The organism is Streptomyces sp. NPDC047117 (assembly GCF_040643545.1).
In the GTDB taxonomy this organism is placed as follows: Bacteria; Actinomycetota; Actinomycetes; order Streptomycetales; family Streptomycetaceae; genus Streptomyces.
The window spans coordinates 252,594-267,626 of sequence record NZ_JBEYUN010000008.1 but is presented as its reverse complement, the minus strand read 5'-3'; the positions used below and the strand labels follow the sequence as shown (position 1 = coordinate 267,626).

At 73.5% G+C, this 15,033-nt stretch carries 16 protein-coding genes; 15 read left to right on the top strand and 1 reads right to left on the bottom strand.

What is annotated here, in order from left to right:
- Nucleotides 1–88 precede the first annotated feature (88 nt).
- From ABZ840_RS17945 to ABZ840_RS17920, 6 genes are all read left to right on the top strand, one after another.
- Nucleotides 89–988, top strand: coding sequence for a LysR substrate-binding domain-containing protein (locus ABZ840_RS17945; protein ID WP_361560580.1), 900 nt, complete (start codon nt 89–91; stop codon nt 986–988).
- 265 nt (nt 989–1,253) lie between these two features.
- A complete protein-coding gene (locus ABZ840_RS17940; protein WP_361560577.1) occupies nt 1,254–1,820 on the top strand; it encodes a phosphoribosyltransferase family protein in 567 nt (188 codons plus the stop codon).
- A gap of 136 nt (nt 1,821–1,956) precedes the next feature.
- On the top strand, nt 1,957–2,946 hold the full coding sequence (locus ABZ840_RS17935; RefSeq protein ID WP_361560574.1) for a cysteine synthase family protein: 990 nt from the start codon (nt 1,957–1,959) through the stop codon (nt 2,944–2,946).
- A gap of 5 nt (nt 2,947–2,951) precedes the next feature.
- Nucleotides 2,952–3,755 carry a YggS family pyridoxal phosphate-dependent enzyme gene (locus ABZ840_RS17930; protein WP_361560571.1) on the top strand — a complete coding sequence of 268 codons (804 nt, stop codon included), beginning with the start codon at nt 2,952–2,954 and terminating at the stop codon, nt 3,753–3,755.
- A gap of 7 nt (nt 3,756–3,762) precedes the next feature.
- Nucleotides 3,763–4,701, top strand: a complete 939-nt coding sequence (locus tag ABZ840_RS17925; protein ID WP_361560568.1) for a DMT family transporter — start codon at nt 3,763–3,765, stop codon at nt 4,699–4,701.
- The gene (locus ABZ840_RS17920) at nt 4,682–5,959 is read left to right on the top strand and encodes an ATP-grasp domain-containing protein (RefSeq protein WP_361560565.1); all 1,278 of its coding nucleotides are present in this window, start codon (nt 4,682–4,684) and stop codon (nt 5,957–5,959) included. The genes ABZ840_RS17925 and ABZ840_RS17920 overlap by 20 nt, the downstream gene beginning before the upstream one ends.
- Nucleotides 5,960–6,011: 52 nt before the next feature.
- Here the strand turns inward: ABZ840_RS17920 and ABZ840_RS17915 are convergent, their stop codons facing one another.
- Entirely contained in the window at nt 6,012–6,644 is a 633-nt protein-coding gene (locus ABZ840_RS17915) for a TIGR03085 family metal-binding protein (protein WP_361560562.1), read from the bottom strand.
- A 220-nt stretch (nt 6,645–6,864) separates the two neighbouring features.
- Here ABZ840_RS17915 and hisI point away from each other — a divergent pair, with 220 nt between their 5' ends.
- The 9 genes from hisI (at nt 6,865) to ABZ840_RS17870 (ending at nt 15,029) form a co-directional block, all read left to right on the top strand.
- Nucleotides 6,865–7,278 (top strand): phosphoribosyl-AMP cyclohydrolase, encoded by a 414-nt coding sequence (gene hisI / locus ABZ840_RS17910; RefSeq protein WP_361560559.1) that lies wholly within the window; start codon nt 6,865–6,867, stop codon nt 7,276–7,278.
- A 79-nt stretch (nt 7,279–7,357) separates the two neighbouring features.
- Entirely contained in the window at nt 7,358–8,905 is a 1,548-nt protein-coding gene (locus tag ABZ840_RS17905) for an anthranilate synthase component I (protein WP_361560556.1), read from the top strand.
- 71 nt (nt 8,906–8,976) lie between these two features.
- Nucleotides 8,977–9,651 (top strand): TIGR02234 family membrane protein, encoded by a 675-nt coding sequence (locus ABZ840_RS17900; protein WP_361560553.1) that lies wholly within the window; start codon nt 8,977–8,979, stop codon nt 9,649–9,651.
- 120 nt (nt 9,652–9,771) lie between these two features.
- Nucleotides 9,772–10,008 carry an HGxxPAAW family protein gene (locus ABZ840_RS17895; RefSeq protein ID WP_361560550.1) on the top strand — a complete coding sequence of 79 codons (237 nt, stop codon included), beginning with the start codon at nt 9,772–9,774 and terminating at the stop codon, nt 10,006–10,008.
- Between the two features lie 184 nt (nt 10,009–10,192).
- Complete coding sequence (locus ABZ840_RS17890) at nt 10,193–10,633, top strand: DUF2752 domain-containing protein (protein WP_361560907.1); 441 nt, start codon at nt 10,193–10,195, stop codon at nt 10,631–10,633.
- 205 nt (nt 10,634–10,838) lie between these two features.
- Nucleotides 10,839–11,648: an indole-3-glycerol phosphate synthase TrpC gene (gene trpC, locus ABZ840_RS17885; protein ID WP_361560547.1), complete on the top strand. Its 810-nt coding sequence runs from the start codon at nt 10,839–10,841 to the stop codon at nt 11,646–11,648.
- Nucleotides 11,649–12,056: 408 nt separating this feature from the next.
- Nucleotides 12,057–13,361, top strand: coding sequence for a tryptophan synthase subunit beta (gene trpB, locus ABZ840_RS17880; RefSeq protein WP_361560544.1), 1,305 nt, complete (start codon nt 12,057–12,059; stop codon nt 13,359–13,361).
- Complete coding sequence (gene trpA / locus ABZ840_RS17875) at nt 13,361–14,173, top strand: tryptophan synthase subunit alpha (protein ID WP_361560541.1); 813 nt, start codon at nt 13,361–13,363, stop codon at nt 14,171–14,173. The genes trpB and trpA overlap by 1 nt, the downstream gene beginning before the upstream one ends.
- A gap of 85 nt (nt 14,174–14,258) precedes the next feature.
- Entirely contained in the window at nt 14,259–15,029 is a 771-nt protein-coding gene (locus tag ABZ840_RS17870; RefSeq protein ID WP_361560538.1) for a thioredoxin domain-containing protein, read from the top strand.
- Nucleotides 15,030–15,033 lie beyond the last annotated feature (4 nt).

The following is a 15,033-nucleotide window of genomic DNA, read 5'->3' as shown; positions in this document are numbered from 1 at the left end:
GACGGTAGGGACGCCGTAAGCCATCAGTCCAAGACATGGTGGAGCTCATCTCCATAGGCTCCGGCTATCAAGCCACTACCCTGGCCGCATGCAGCTCCAGCAGCTCCGGTATTTCGCGGCCGTCGCCGACACCCGGCACTTCACCCGCGCCGCCGAGCAGGAACACGTCGCGCAGCCCTCGCTCTCCCAGCAGATCCGCTCCCTGGAGCGCGAGCTGGGCGCCGAGCTGTTCCACCGGGCGCGCGGCCACATCACGCTCACCGACGCCGGCGAGACGCTGCTGCCCTTCGCCCGCCGGATCCTCGCCGACGCCGACACCGCGCGCCGCGAGGTCCAGGAGGTCGCCGGGCTGCGCCGCGGCCGGCTGCGCCTCGGGGCCCCGCCCAGCCTCTGCGCCTCCGTCGTCCCCGACGTGCTGCGCGCCTTCCACGACCGCTACCCGGGCGTCGACCTCCAGGTGCACGAGAGCGGCTCGCAGGACCTGGTACGGGTACTGGCCGCGGGCGAACTGGACCTCGCCCTGGTCATCACCCCGCTGCCCGTCCAGGCCCCCGCGCTGACCACCGCCGAGCTGCTGCGCGAGGAGCTGGTCGTGATCTCCGCGCCGGACGCCCCGCCCCCGGTGCGCCGTACGCACATCCGCGTCGACGACCTGCGCGACCGCCCGCTGGTGATGTTCCGGCGCGGTTACGACCTGCGGGAGTTCACCGTCGCCGCGTGCCGGACGGCCGGTTTCGAGCCGGTGTTCACGGTGGAGGGCGGCGAGATGGACGCCGTTCTCGGCTTCGTACGGGCCGGGCTCGGCATCGCCGTCGTGCCCGTCATGGTCGCCGAGCGCGCCGGGCTGCGCGCCACCCCGTTCGCCGCGCCCGGCCTGCACCGCAACATCTCCGTCGCGCACCGCGCCGACGTCTCGCCGCCCCGCGCGGCCCGCGAGCTGCAGCGGATCCTCGTCCGCCACCTGACGCCCGGGGCGGCGGACGACTGACCCCGCCCCCGCGGCCCCTGCCGTAAAAGGGCGCTTTCCGGCCAGAACGTCGCGATATTGCCGTACGGCGGCAGGGGCGGCCCTGCCTGGTGGCGGACGGCCGCGCGGCGCCCGCGGCACATCCGCGCGCTCCGCGACCGGCGGTTTCCACGCACACTTCCGGAATGCCATTGCCCGTCCCGCTGCCGCCGGTGTACCAATGCCTCACTTGCCTTCCGGCGCTACGCGGAAGGCAATCGGGGGATTGGACGGGGGAAACATCACCATGCTGCTCGAAGAGGTCTACGCGGGCGCGCCCACCGTAAAGTCGGGACGCCATCTGACCACCGTGAACGAATTCACGGACCAGACGCCCGCGCTGCGCCCGGAAGTCCTTGCCGAAGCCACCGGCCGTATGCTCGCGCTGGGGAACTTCGACGCCGACAAGATTCTTGTCGAGGAGGACAAGGGCGCCATTCTCGGCGGAGCGCTCTCGCTCGCCGCCGGCCTGCCGCTCGCGGTCGCCCGCTGGTACACCTACGACCTCGGCGGCCGGTCCGTCGCCGTGCCCGTCGACAGCGAGTACTTCCAGGGCACGCTCTACGTCAACGGCGTCGAGCCGGGCGACCGGCTGACCCTCGTCGACGACACGATCAGCACCGGCGGCACCATGGTCGCCCTGATCGAGGCGGTGCAGGCGGCCGGCGCCCGGGTCGGCGAGGTCGTGGTGGCGGTGGAGAAGGCGGCCAACGGCGGCTGCCGGAAGGTCGCCGAGCGCTTCGGCATCACGGTCAAGTCCGTCATCCGGATCACCGTCGACGAGCGGACCGGGCGCGCCGTCGTCCTGCCCTGACACCCGCTGTCGTCCTGCCCCGAGAGCCGGCGCACGTGCCGGCCCCACGCGTCGCGGCCGTCGGCCCGACGCGGTCCGGGCATTTCCTCTTCACGTATTTCTCCATGCTGTCCAGCACGGTTCGGGGGAGCCGCACATGAACACATCGGCGCATGGTGCCGGTATCGGTCACACGGAATTGTACGAACTACGGGAAACTGCCGAGAAGGGCGCCGCTCGGATATTCGCCAAGTGCGAGTTCCGAAATCCCACCGGCAGTCACAAGGACCGGGTCTTCACCTTCATGCTCGACGAACTGGAACGGGCCGGCACGATCGCCCCCGGAATGACCCTGGTCGAATGCTCCACCGGAAACGGCGGCGCGGCGCTCTCCCGGGTCGGCCGGGACCGCGGCTACCGCGTCGTCATCGTCATGCCCGCCGGCATGACCGAGGAACGCCGGAAGCAGATCGCCGCCTTCGACGGCACGGTCGTCGAGACCTCCCCGGAAGGCTTCCTGCTGGAAGGCGAGGAGACCGCCCGCCGGTACGTCGCCGAACACCCCGGCAGCCACTTCCTGGACCAGTCCACGAACGAGCTGAACTGGCGTGCCTGGCGCTCCTGCGGCACGGAGATCGTCACCGCGCTGGACGCGCTGGGCCTGGTCCCCGACCACTTCCTCTGCTCCGTCGGCACCGGCGGCACCTTCACCGGCATCGCCGACGTCCTCAAGGCCGCGTACCCCCGCCTGCGCACCACCGCCGTCGAGGTCGACCGCTCGGCCGCCCTGTACGCCAAGCGGCACGGCCTGCCCTTCGCGCACCGCACCCACAACCTGATGGGCCTCGGGCCCGGCAAGGTACCGGCCAACCTGCGCGAGGAACTGGTCGACGACGTCGAACTGATCAGCGGCGACGACGGCTGGACGGCCATGAAGCGGCTGATCGAGAAGGAGGGGCTGTACGTCGGGCCCACCGCCGGCGGCAACGTCTTCGCCGCACAACGCCTGGCGCGCCGGCTGCCGCCGGAAGCCGTCGTGCTCACCGTGCTGTTCGACTCCGCCTGGAAGTACTTCAGCGTCTGGGACGGCCGGTACGCGCAGTACGCCACCGACGACGCGCCGTACGAGACCGAAAGGGCGGACTGACCGCCATGAACGAGGAACGCACCACCGAATACACCGTCACCGACCGGACCAGGACCGACCGCACCGCACCCCGCGACAGGCCGCCGGACAGCCATCGCCCGGAGCCGGGGCCCGTCCCTGATCCCGCGGCGCGCCTGGCCGCCCTCACCCGCCGCCTGGACGAGGCGTGCCGGCGCGCCGGCCGCCCGCTCGGCTCCGTGACGCTCGTCGCGGTCAGCAAGTACCGCTCACGCGACGCCGTCGCCGCCGCGCTCGACGCGGGCCAGCGCGACTTCGCGGAGAGCCGGGTCCAGGAGGCCCGCGCCAAGTGGCCGCAGCTGCGCGCCCGCCACCCGGGCGTCCGGCTGCACCTCGTCGGTCCGCTCCAGACCAACAAGGCGACGGCGGCCGTCACCGGCTTCGACACGCTGCACAGCGTGGACCGCCCCCCGCTGGCCGCCGCGCTCGCCGCCGCCATGGCCCGCACCGGCCGCAGGCCCGACTGCTTCGTCCAGGTCAACACCGGCGACGAACCGCAGAAGAGCGGCGTCCCCCTGGACTGCGCCGACGCCTTCCTCAAGGAGTGCCGGGACGTGCACGGGCTGCCCGTCGTCGGCCTGATGTGCCTGCCGCCGGCCGGCCGCGACCCGCGCCCGCACTTCCGGCTGCTCCGCTCGCTCGCCGCCGCGCACGGCCTGGCCGGGCTGAGCATGGGCATGAGCGACGACTTCGAGGCGGCGGTGGCGGAGGGGGCGACCGTGATCAGGGTGGGCCGGGCGCTCTTCGGGCCCCGGCCGCGGCGCGCCGGCGGCCCGCCGGGCACCCGCTAGGCACGCCGTGCCCGCGCTGTTCGTCTTCGCCCTGTTCTCCGCCCTGGTGGACGTGTTCGCCGCACACCGGCTCCAGCACCTCGACCCCGGCAGCGTCGCCGCGGTCGCCTTCACCCTCACCGGAGCCTTCTTCTGCGGCCTGACGCTGCTGCGGACGCGCCCGGCACGGCTGCTCGCCGTCGTCCGGGCGCACGCCGCCGACCTGCTCGTCCTGAACCTCACCACCGCGGTCACCTGGCTGTCCCTGCTGTACGCGCTCAAGCTCATGGAACCGGCCGTCGCCAACGTCGTCTCGATCGCCATCGGCCCGGCCTGCACCGTGCTGCTCCAGTACCTGTGGTGGCGCGAGGACCGGGTACTGCCCGGCGAACTGCTCTCCGCGCTCGGCATCGTCCTCGCCCTCGCCGGCCTGGTCTGGGCCTCGCTGGACGGCCGCAGCGGCGTCGGCGACCGGGCCGCCGCGACCATGGCACTCGGCGTGTGCGCCGCGGTCGCCTCCGGCGCCGGCGGGGCCGCCAACGTCGTCTTCTCCGCCCGGCTGGGCGCGGCCGGCGTCGACGTACCGACCGTCATGGGGCTGCGCTTCGGCCTCGTCGCCGCGGCCGGCTGGCTGCTCGCCACCACCGGGGACGCCGGCCGGCTCGGTGCGGCGCTGCTCCCCGGCGCGGTGGTCGCCGTCATCGGCGTCGGCGTGCCGGCCGTCCTCGTGCAGATCGGCGTCCGCCGGACCACCCCGGTGACCGCCTCCATGATCTGCGCCCTCGCGCCCGCGCTGACCCTGCTGCTCCAACTGGCCGACTCCCGGCTGGCGTTCTCGGTGCCGTCGGCGCTCGGCATCGCCCTGATCACCGTCCTCATCGGATGCGGGCTGCTCGCCCGCCGGGGCGCGCCCCCGGCCGCGGCGGCCCGGAAAGGTACCAAGACTCATGCACTGCCTGGTGGTTGACGCCTACTCCACCGGCCGTTTCCTGCCCGCCGCGCTGGCCGCGCACGGCATCGGGACGGTCCCCATCGACAGCGCCCCCGGCATCGGCGACCGCCTCGTCGGCGCGCCCCGCCCGCCCGGCCCGTGCGCCGGCCGGCTCACCTACCGGGGCGACCTGGACGCCCTGGTCACCGCGGTACGCCCGTACGCGGCAGCGCGCGTCCTCCCCGGCAACGAGACCGGCGTGGACCTCGCCGACGCCCTCTCCGCGCAGCTCGGCCTGCCCGGCAACGTCGTCGACGGCCGCCGCGTGCGCCGCGACAAGTACGAGATGGCCGCGGCCGTACGGACCCACGGGCTGCGCGCGCCCGACACGCTGCGCACCCACCGCTTCGACGCGGCCCTCGCCTGGACCCGCGCCCGCGGCCGCTGGCCCGTGGTGGTCAAGCCCGCCGACAGCGCCGGCACCGACAACGTCTTCTTCTGCGCCGGTCCCGTGCAGCTGTGCACCGCCTTCGATCACATCCTGCGCTCGGTGAACTTCGCGGGCGCCCGCAACCGCACGGTCGTCGTCCAGGAACACCTGACCGGCACCGAGTACTTCGCCAACACCGTCAGCGTGGCCGGCCGCCACCACATCGCCGAGATCTGGCGCTACCACAAGCGCCCCGGCCGCGGCGGCGCCCCGGTCTACGACTACGAGGAGCCGGTGCCCGCGCGCGACCCGGCCACCGCCGTGCTCCGCCCGTACGTCCTCGGCGTCCTGGACGCCCTCGGCGTGCGCAACGGGCCCGCGCACTCCGAGATCATGCTCACCGGCGAAGGCCCGGTACTGATCGAGACCGGCGCCCGGCTCGCCGGCAGCATCCTGCCCGACGTGGTCAGCCGCTGCTTCGGCACCGACCACGTGGCGCTGACCGCCCTGGCCTGCGCCGATCCGGCCGCCTTCATGGCACTCACGGACCGCAGGGCGCAGCCGCGCACGCCCTTGCGGTATGTCTCGCTGATCGCCCCGCGCGCCGGCCGGCTGGTCTCCCTGGACCGCTTCGCGGAGATCCGCGCGCTGCCCTCGTACGCGGGCCACCATCTCGCCGTCGCGGTCGGCGACCACCTGGTCCCCACCGTCGACGCGGCCACCTCGCCCGGCGTCTGCTACCTGCTCCACGACGACCCGCGGCAGATCGAGGCCGACTACCGGCGGCTCCGCGCGCTGGAGGAGGCGGACCTGTACGGCACCGAGGCCGGGACGGGCGGGCCGGACGCCCGCCGCCCGGCCTGAGCGCCCCCGCCCGGGGGTGCTCGCCGCCCGGGACCACAGCCCCGGTCCGGGACTACAGCCCCAGCTTGGTCTCCTGCGCCCGGACCACCGCCTCCTTGTCGCCGTCCAGCTCCACCTTGGCGGCGCTCTGCCGCCCGAAGAGGAACAGCGTCAGCTCGCCCGGCTCGCCGGTGACGGTCACCACCGGCGTGCCGCGGTGCGCCACCGCGGTCCGGCCGTCCGGGCGGCGCAGCACCAGGCCCACCGGGGCCTTCCGCCCCAGCACCCGGGCCATCCGCTCGATCCGGGACCACAGGGCGTCGGCGAAGCCGGAGCTCAGCTCGCGCGGCGTCCAGTCCGGCTGGGCCCGCCGCACGTCCTCGGCGTGCACGAAGAACTCCACCGTGTTCGACACCTCGTCGATCTGCTTCAGACCGAACGGCGAGACACGCGGCGGCCCGGTCCTGATCAGCCGGATCAGCTCTTCGTACGGCTTGGCGGCGTACTCGCTCCGCACCCGCTCCATCCGGGACGCCAGCGGCTTGAGCACCAGGCCGCCGGCCGCGTCCGCGCGCCGCTCGCGCACCACCACATGGGCGGCCAGGTCACGCGCGGTCCAGCCCTCGCACAGCGTCGGGGACTCGGGCCCCGCGCTCTCCAACAGGTCGGCGAGAAGAAGTCGTTCACGCTTGGCATGGGTCGACATGGCCTCACCCTACGGCCCGGCCCGCCGCCCGTGCCACGACGCCGCGCGGTCCCTTCCGCACCCCGCGTCACCCCAGGACGAGGATCACCGCCATCACCACCACGGCCGCCACGAAGACCGCGCACAGCACGATCGTCGCCACCTTGGCCGCCCGGTCGTCGTCCGGGGGCGGATACCGGTCGTTCATGCCCGCATGATGCCGCACGGCACAATGGAGGGCATGAGCAGCAGTCCCGCCACCCCGTCCCCCGAGTCCTCGGCCCCGGCCGCAGAGGCAGTCGCCGCCGGCACCTCGCTGGACCCGGCCATCGCCGCCCGGCTCAAGCGCAGCGCCGACGGGCTGGTCCCCGCCATCGCCCAGCAGTACGACACCGGCGAGGTGCTGATGCTCGGCTGGATGGACGACGAGGCGCTGCACCGCACGCTGACCACCGGCCGCTGCACCTACTGGAGCCGCAGCCGCGGCGAGTACTGGGTCAAGGGCGACACCTCCGGCCACGTCCAGCACGTGAAGTCCGTCGCGCTGGACTGCGACGCGGACACCGTCCTGGTCAAGGTCGACCAGGTCGGCGCGGCCTGCCACACCGGCGCGCGCACCTGCTTCGACGAGGACGTCCTGCTCGCCGGGGAGTGACCCGCCGGGTGTCCGCGGCGCCGATCAGTACGCGGACACGCCCGGCCCCCGCCGCTGATCGCTACTAGGATCCGCTGGCATGACCACGGGAACCACCGGCACCGCCACTCCGGACCTCGAAAACTTCCGCACCCTCGCGAAGGACCGCCGGGTCATCCCGGTCACCCGGCGGCTCCTCGCGGACGGCGACACCCCGGTGGGCCTGTACCGCAAACTCGCGGCGGAGCGCCCCGGCACCTTCCTCCTGGAATCCGCGGAGAACGGCCGCAGCTGGTCCCGCTACTCCTTCATCGGCGTCCGCAGCGCCGCCACCCTCACCGCCCGCGACGGGCAGGCGCACTGGCTCGGCACCCCGCCGGTCGGCGTGCCCACCGAGGGCGACCCGCTCGCCGCGCTCCGCGAGACCGTCGAGACCCTGCACACCCCGCGCGACCTCATCGAGGGCCAGGGCCTGCCGCCCTTCACCGGCGGCATGGTCGGCTACCTCGGGTACGACATCGTGCGCCGCCTGGAGAAGATCGGCGACGCCACCTCCGACGACCTGCGGCTGCCCGAGCTGACCATGCTGCTCACCTCGGACCTGGCCGTGCTGGACCACTGGAACGGCACGGTCCTGCTGATCGCCAATGCGATCAACCACAACGACCTGGACACCGGCGTCGACGAGGCGTACGCGGACGCCGTGGCCCGCCTCGACACCATGGCGTACGACCTGAGCCGGCCCGCCCCCTCGAACGCCGCCGCGCTCCCGGCCTCCGAGCTGCCCGAGTACACCGCCCTGTGGGGCGCGGAGGCGTTCAAGGACGCCGTCGAGGACATCAAGGAGCGCATCCGGGCCGGTGAGGCCTTCCAGGTCGTGCCCTCGCAGCGCTTCGAGACGCCGTGCACGGCCTCCGCGCTGGACGTCTACCGGGTGCTGCGGGCCACCAATCCCAGCCCGTACATGTACCTCTTCCGCTTCGAGGGCGGCGACGGCCTGCCCTTCGATGTGGTCGGCTCCAGCCCCGAGGCGCTGGTCAAGGTCGAGGACGGGCAGGCGATGCTGCACCCCATCGCCGGCACCCGGCCGCGCGGCGGCACCCCGCAGCTGGACCAGGCCCTCGCCGACGAGCTGCTGGCCGACCCCAAGGAGCGCGCCGAGCACCTGATGCTGGTCGACCTGGGCCGCAACGACCTGGGCCGGGTCTGCGAGCCCGGCAGCGTCGAGGTCGTCGACTTCATGTCCATCGAGCGCTACAGCCACGTCATGCACATCGTGTCCACGGTCACCGGCAAGGTCGCGGAGGGCCGCACCGCCTTCGACGTGCTCACCGCCTGCTTCCCCGCCGGCACGCTGTCCGGCGCCCCGAAGCCGCGCGCCCTGCAGATCATCGAGGAGCTGGAGCCCAGCCGGCGCGGCGTCTACGGGGGCTGTGTCGGCTACCTGGACTTCGCCGGCGACTCCGACACCGCCATCGCCATCCGCACCGCCCTGCTCCGCGACGGCACGGCGTACGTCCAGGCCGGCGCCGGCATCGTCGCCGACTCCGACCCGGACGCCGAGGACCAGGAGTGCCGGAACAAGGCGGCGGCGGTGCTGCGCGCGGTGCACACGGCCAACCACCTCGAAGGCCCGTCCGGCCTGTGAGGACACCGCGGCCGGTGGCCGCCGCCACCCCGGACGAGCGTGCGGCCGACGGCGTACGGGATAGTGGAAGGGTGAGTGCCGTACCCCCGCCCCGCACCGACGCCGTGGCAGCCGACGCCGCAGCCCCCGCCGCCACCGGCGGCCGGGGCACCGCGCGCAAGCCCCTCGCCCTGGCCCTCCTCCTCGGAGCGCTCGGCGCCGCCCTGGCCCTGCTCTCCTCCGGCCGCACCTGGGCCACCGCCACCGCCGTGGTCGCCCAGGGCGAGCTGCCGCAGAAGGCGTCGGGCCAGGACATCACCGGCGTACCCGGCGCGCTCGCCGTCGTCGGGCTCGCCGCCCTGGTCGCGGTCTTCGCCGTACGCGGCGCCGGCCGCGTCGCCGTCTCCGCGCTGCTGGCGCTCAGCGGCGCCGGCACGCTCGCCGGCGCCCTCCTGGGCAACGCCGACACCGCCGCGCTGAAGGCCAAGGCCGCCACCGCCACCGGCATGAGCAACGCGAGCGTCCACCACGTCGCCCACACCGCTTGGCCCTGGGTGGCCGCAGGCGGCGGCGCGCTCCTGCTGGTCGCCGGGCTGCTGGCACTGGTCTACGGCCGGCGCTGGCCCGCGATGTCCGGTCGCTACGAGCGCGCGGCCGGCGGCCCCCGCGCCGCCCGCGGGCCGCGCCGCGCCCCCGCGAAGCCGGACCTGGACCGCCCGGAGGAGATCTGGAAGTCGCTGGACCGGGGCGAGGACCCCACCACCTAGGCGGTGGCCGGCACCGGTCCGTACCGACCCGATGGCGGGCCCACCCCGCGCATCAGGGACAATGATTCCGAGCGAACGCCGCGCCCCGACCCAGGCGCGAGAAAGCAACGAGGAGCACTCATGTCGAGCAATGGCCACGGCCACGGACACACCCCGGCTGCCTGGACCGGCGTCATCATTTCGTTCATCGGCTTCTGCGTCGCGGGCGCCTTCATGGTGGTCGCCAACGTGCCCGGCTTCTGGGCCGGCGTGGTCCTCATCCTGGCCGGCGCCGTAGTGGGCGGCATCATGCACCTCATGGGCCTGGGCTCCGCCCCGAAGCGCGCCAAGGGCACCCCGCAGCCGCAGCAGAGCTGACCGCCCGGCGGCCGGACACCGGTCCGGCCCCGGCCCGGGCCCGCTGCGGCCCCGTGCTCGACGAAGGCGCGGCTTCCCGGCCGTTCCGCACGCCCCGCACTCATGGCGCGGAGTGGCCCGTGCGGCGGCAGGGAAGCTGCGCCTTCGTCCGTACCGGGGGAGAATCGGTCCCGTGACGGAACCCGTGGCGCGTACCCCGGACGGCCCGCCCTCTGCGGCCCGCCGCGGGGCCGCGCGCCGCCTCGCGGCCCCGCTGGGCGCCCTCGCGGCGGTCCTGGCGGCCTTCGCGTACGTCGGTGCCGTCGACCCCAACGAGGCCGGCCACTACCCCGTCTGCCCGCTGCTGCGGCTCACCGGCCTGTACTGCCCGGCCTGCGGCGGGCTGCGCAGCGCCCACGCGGTCGCGCACGGCGACCTGGGCGCCGCGCTCGGCGCCAACGCCCTGGCAGTGCTCGGCTACGCCGCGGTCGCGCTGTTCTGGACCGTCTGGCTGGTGCGCGCCGGGCGCGGGCTGCCGGCCGCCGGGCCGCGGCCGAGACCCGTCCACTGGTGGCTGATCGGGGGTGCCGTGCTGCTGTTCACGGTGGTACGCAATCTCCCCGCCGGATCGGTTCTCGCCCCGTGAGCCCCGTGAGCGCCCCTTTCCCGCCGCTTTCGGAGCGCCCGAACGCGGCCGGTATGTATCGGTATCTGTCCATGTTGTGGGACTGCGGACAGCCGGATGCGGGGCGGGAGCCCCTGGCCGGATACCATCGGAGTGCCTGCTGGGAGCGCACCGCGCGCCCGAGGGTGACAGATTTCCTCCACCGCTCTAGAAGGAGGCCGCTCGCGTGAGTGTGCTCGACGAGATCATCGACGGAGTCCGCGCCGACCTCGCCGAGCGACAGGCGCGCGTCAGCCTCGACGAGCTGAAGGAGCGGGCGAAGAAGGCCGCCCCCGCCAAGGACGGCGTGGCCGCGCTGAAGGGCGACGGCATCCGGGTGATCTGCGAGGTCAAGCGCTCCAGCCCGTCCAAGGGCGCGCTGGCCGCCATCGCCGACCCGGCCGGGCTCGCCGCCGACTACGAAGCGGGCGGCGCCGCCGTCATCTCCGTCCTCACCGAGCAGCGCCGCTTCGGCGGCTCGCTCGCCGACCTGGAGGCCGTCCGGGCCAAGGTCGACATCCCGGTCCTGCGCAAGGACTTCATCGTCAGCGCCTACCAGCTGTGGGAGGCCCGCGCGTACGGCGCCGACCTGGCGCTGCTGATCGTCGCCGCGCTGGAGCAGGAGGCGCTGGTCTCGCTCATCGAGCGGGCCGAGTCCATCGGGCTGACCCCGCTGGTCGAGGCGCACGACGAGGAAGAGGTCGAGCGCGCGGTGGCCGCCGGAGCGAAGATCATCGGCGTGAACACCCGCGACCTGAAGACCCTCAAGGTCGACCGCGGCAACTTCGGCCGGGTCGCCCCGGAGATCCCCGACCACATCGTCAAGGTCGCCGAGTCCGGCGTCCGCGGGCCGCACGACCTGATCGCGTACGCCAACGAGGGCGCGGACGCCGTGCTCGTCGGCGAGTCGCTGGTCACCGGCAAGGACCCGAAGACCGCCGTCGCGGACCTCGTCGCGGCCGGCTCCCACCCCGCCATCCGGCACGGCCGGGACTGACGGGACAGGGAAGACCGCCTCTCATGACCGCCGCCACCCGATTCCAGCAGCCGCGCCCGGGCCACCGCCCGGCCGCGGCCGGCGCCGCGCGCCTGCCGCACGCGGCCCTGGGACGAGGGTGCAGGCCACGCGGCTGCCGGGCCCCGGCGCGCCGCGCCCAAGGACGACGCGTCCGCTACCACATCGGCGCGGAGCCCGGACAGATCAACGGCCGTCGATGGCCCCGCCCCGCGCCGCGCGCGGGCTCCCACGCCTGACCGGACCTCCCCGGCGGACGCCTGTCCGTACGGGTGCTCCGGCCGTGTGTGACACCCGGGACCGCGCCGCGCGCACGTAGCTTGATGCCCGTATTTCGCTACATCGAGACTTCCGGGGTGCCTGCGCGCGCCCCGGCGAGGAGTACGTCGGATGTCGTCTGACTTCTTCATTCCGGACCCCGAGGGCCAGGTGCCCAGCACCGAGGGCTACTTCGGCGCCTTCGGCGGCAAGTTCATCCCCGAGGCCCTGGTCGCCGCGGTCGACGAGGTCGCCGAGGAGTACGAAAAGGCCAAGGCCGACCCCGAGTTCGCCCGCGAACTCGACGACCTGATGGTCAACTACACCGGCCGGCCCAGCGCCCTCACCGAGGTGCCGCGGTTCGCCGAGCACGCCGGCGGCGCGCGGATCTTCCTCAAGCGCGAGGACCTGAACCACACCGGCTCGCACAAGATCAACAACGTGCTGGGCCAGGCGCTGCTCACCAAGCGCATGGGCAAGACCCGCGTCATCGCCGAGACCGGCGCGGGCCAGCACGGCGTCGCCACCGCCACCGCCTGCGCTCTCTTCGGCCTCGAATGCACCATCTACATGGGCGAGGTCGACACCAAGCGGCAGGCGCTCAACGTCGCCCGCATGCGGATGCTCGGCGCCGAGGTCATCGCCGTGAAGTCCGGCAGCCGCACCCTGAAGGACGCGATCAACGAGGCGTTCCGCGACTGGGTCGCCAACGTCGACCGGACGCATTACCTCTTCGGTACGGTCGCGGGCCCGCACCCCTTCCCCGCCCTCGTACGCGACTTCCACCGCGTCATCGGCGTCGAGGCGCGCCGCCAGATCATCGAGCGCGCGGGCCGGCTGCCGGACGCGGCCGTGGCCTGCGTCGGCGGCGGCTCCAACGCCATCGGCCTCTTCCACGCCTTCCTGCCCGACGAGAGCGTGCGCCTGATCGGCTGCGAGCCGGGTGGCCACGGCGTGGAGACCGGCGAGCACGCGGCCACCCTCTCCGAGGGCACGCCGGGCATCCTGCACGGCTCCCGCTCCTACGTCCTCCAGGACGAGGACGGCCAGATCACCGAGCCGTACTCGATCTCCGCGGGGCTGGACTACCCGGGCATCGGCCCCGAGCACTCCTACCTCAAGGACGTCGGCCGCGCCGAGTACCGCGCCGTCACCGACGACGCCGCCATGCAGGCGCTGCGGCTGCTCTCCGAGACCGAGGGCATCATCCCGGCCATCGAGAGCGCGCACGCGCTGGCCGGCGCCCTGGAGGTCGGCCGCGAGCTGGGCAAGGACGGCCTGATCGTGGTCAACCTCTCCGGCCGCGGCGACAAGGACATGGACACGGCCGCGCGGTACTTCGGGCTGTACGACGAGGCCGCCGACGACGCCGTCGAGGCGGACGACACCGACGCCACGGACACCGCGCTCGGCGCGCACCAGGAGGGGACGAAGTGATGGCGGGCAACGTCGAACTGCTCAGCTCGGTACTGGCCGGCGCGAAGGCCGAGGGCCGCGCGGCCCTGGTCGGCTACCTCCCGGCGGGCTTCCCGACCGTGGACGGCGGCGTGCGCGCCGTCACCGCGATGATCGAGGGCGGCTGCGACGTCGTCGAGGTCGGCCTGCCGCACAGCGACCCGGTCCTGGACGGCCCGGTCATCCAGACCGCCGACGACATCGCGCTGCGCGGCGGCGTGAAGATCGTCGACGTGATCCGCACGGTCGGTGAGGCGCACGCCGCCACCGGCGCGCCCGTGCTCTGCATGACGTACTGGAACCCGGTCGACGCGTACGGCGTGGAGCGGTTCGCCGCCGACCTGGCCGCCGCGGGCGGCGCCGGCTGCATCCTGCCGGACCTGCCGGTCGAGGAGTCCGAGGTGTGGCGGAAGGCCGCCGAGGAGCACGGCCTGGCCACGGTCTTCGTGGTCGCGCCGAGCAGCAAGGACGCGCGGCTCGCCAAGATCACCGCGGCCGGCTCGGGCTTCGTGTACGCGGCGTCCCTGATGGGCGTCACCGGCACCCGCGAGTCCGTCGGACAGGAGGCCCAGGACCTGGTCACCCGCACCCGGGCCACCACCGACCTGCCGGTCTGCGTGGGTCTCGGCGTCTCCAACGCCGAGCAGGCCGCCGAGGTCGCGCAGTTCGCCGACGGGGTCATCGTCGGCTCGGCGTTCGTGAAGCGGCTGCTGGCGCACGAGGGCGACCTGGAGGCCGGGCTCGCCGGCGTACGGGAGCTGGCCGGGGATCTGGCCAAGGGCGTACGGGCGTAAAGCCGGTACCGCCGAGGTCCCTCGATAGGGCGAAATCCGGGGCGGAGGGGCGCAGTGACGTCCCTCCGCCTCGTTTTTCAGCGGTGTGAGCCAGAAAACCCGAGCCGAAGGCACCGCACGCGAGCGGCTGCAGGCACAGCGCGACAAGGAAAAGGCCCGCGCCCGGCGCGGCAGGCAGGCGAAGGTCGCCGCGGTGGTGGTGGCGGTCCTGGCGGTGGCCGCCGGCATCGCGGTCTGGGCGTCCTCCACGGGCGACGACAAGGACACCCCGGTCGCCGCGCCGAAGGGCGCCACCGGCGGGGACAAGCCGATGGTGACCGTCGGACAGAAGAGCGCACCGTCCACGCTCCAGGTGTGGGAGGACTTCCGCTGCCCCGCCTGCAAGCAGTTCGAGACGGGCTTCCGCTCGACCCTCCATGAGCTCCAGGACGCCGGTGAGCTGCGTACGGACTACCACCTCGCCCTGCTCATCGACGGCAACATGGGCGGCAAGGGCTCGCTGAACGCGGCCAATGCCGCGCTGTGCGCGCAGCACGCCGGCAAGTTCCGCGAGTACCACGACGTGCTGTTCACCAACCAGCCCGCCGAGCAGCAGGACCGGTACGCCGACAAGAACTACCTGATCAAGCTCGCCGGCAAGGTGCCGGGCCTGGTGACCCAGGACTTCCGCTCCTGCGTGAACGACGGCACGTACAACGGCTTCGTGCAGAAGTCGAACGAGGCGTTCCAGAAGGCCGGTCTCCAGGGCACCCCGAGCGTCATCCTCAACGGCAAGAACATCTTCGCCGACCAGAGCGCGCAGATGACCCCGCAGAAGCTGAAGCAGACGGTCCAGGAGGCGAACAAGAAGAAGTAGGGCA

Bases quoted from the DNA above. Each gene is read 5' to 3' on its own strand.
- trpB (WP_361560544.1), top strand. From the start codon at position 12,057: ATGTCGTCTGACTTCTTCATTCCGGACCCCGAGGGCCAGGTGCCCAGC.
- ABZ840_RS17895 (WP_361560550.1), top strand. From the start codon at position 9,772: ATGTCGAGCAATGGCCACGGCCACGGACACACCCCGGCTGCCTGGACC.
- hisI (WP_361560559.1), top strand. From the start codon at position 6,865: ATGAGCAGCAGTCCCGCCACCCCGTCCCCCGAGTCCTCGGCCCCGGCC.
- trpA (WP_361560541.1), top strand. From the start codon at position 13,361: ATGGCGGGCAACGTCGAACTGCTCAGCTCGGTACTGGCCGGCGCGAAG.
- ABZ840_RS17915 (WP_361560562.1), bottom strand. From the start codon at position 6,644: ATGTCGACCCATGCCAAGCGTGAACGACTTCTTCTCGCCGACCTGTTG.
- ABZ840_RS17945 (WP_361560580.1), top strand. From the start codon at position 89: ATGCAGCTCCAGCAGCTCCGGTATTTCGCGGCCGTCGCCGACACCCGG.
- ABZ840_RS17905 (WP_361560556.1), top strand. From the start codon at position 7,358: ATGACCACGGGAACCACCGGCACCGCCACTCCGGACCTCGAAAACTTC.
- ABZ840_RS17935 (WP_361560574.1), top strand. From the start codon at position 1,957: ATGAACACATCGGCGCATGGTGCCGGTATCGGTCACACGGAATTGTAC.
- ABZ840_RS17920 (WP_361560565.1), top strand. From the start codon at position 4,682: ATGCACTGCCTGGTGGTTGACGCCTACTCCACCGGCCGTTTCCTGCCC.
- ABZ840_RS17940 (WP_361560577.1), top strand. From the start codon at position 1,254: ATGCTGCTCGAAGAGGTCTACGCGGGCGCGCCCACCGTAAAGTCGGGA.
- ABZ840_RS17930 (WP_361560571.1), top strand. From the start codon at position 2,952: ATGAACGAGGAACGCACCACCGAATACACCGTCACCGACCGGACCAGG.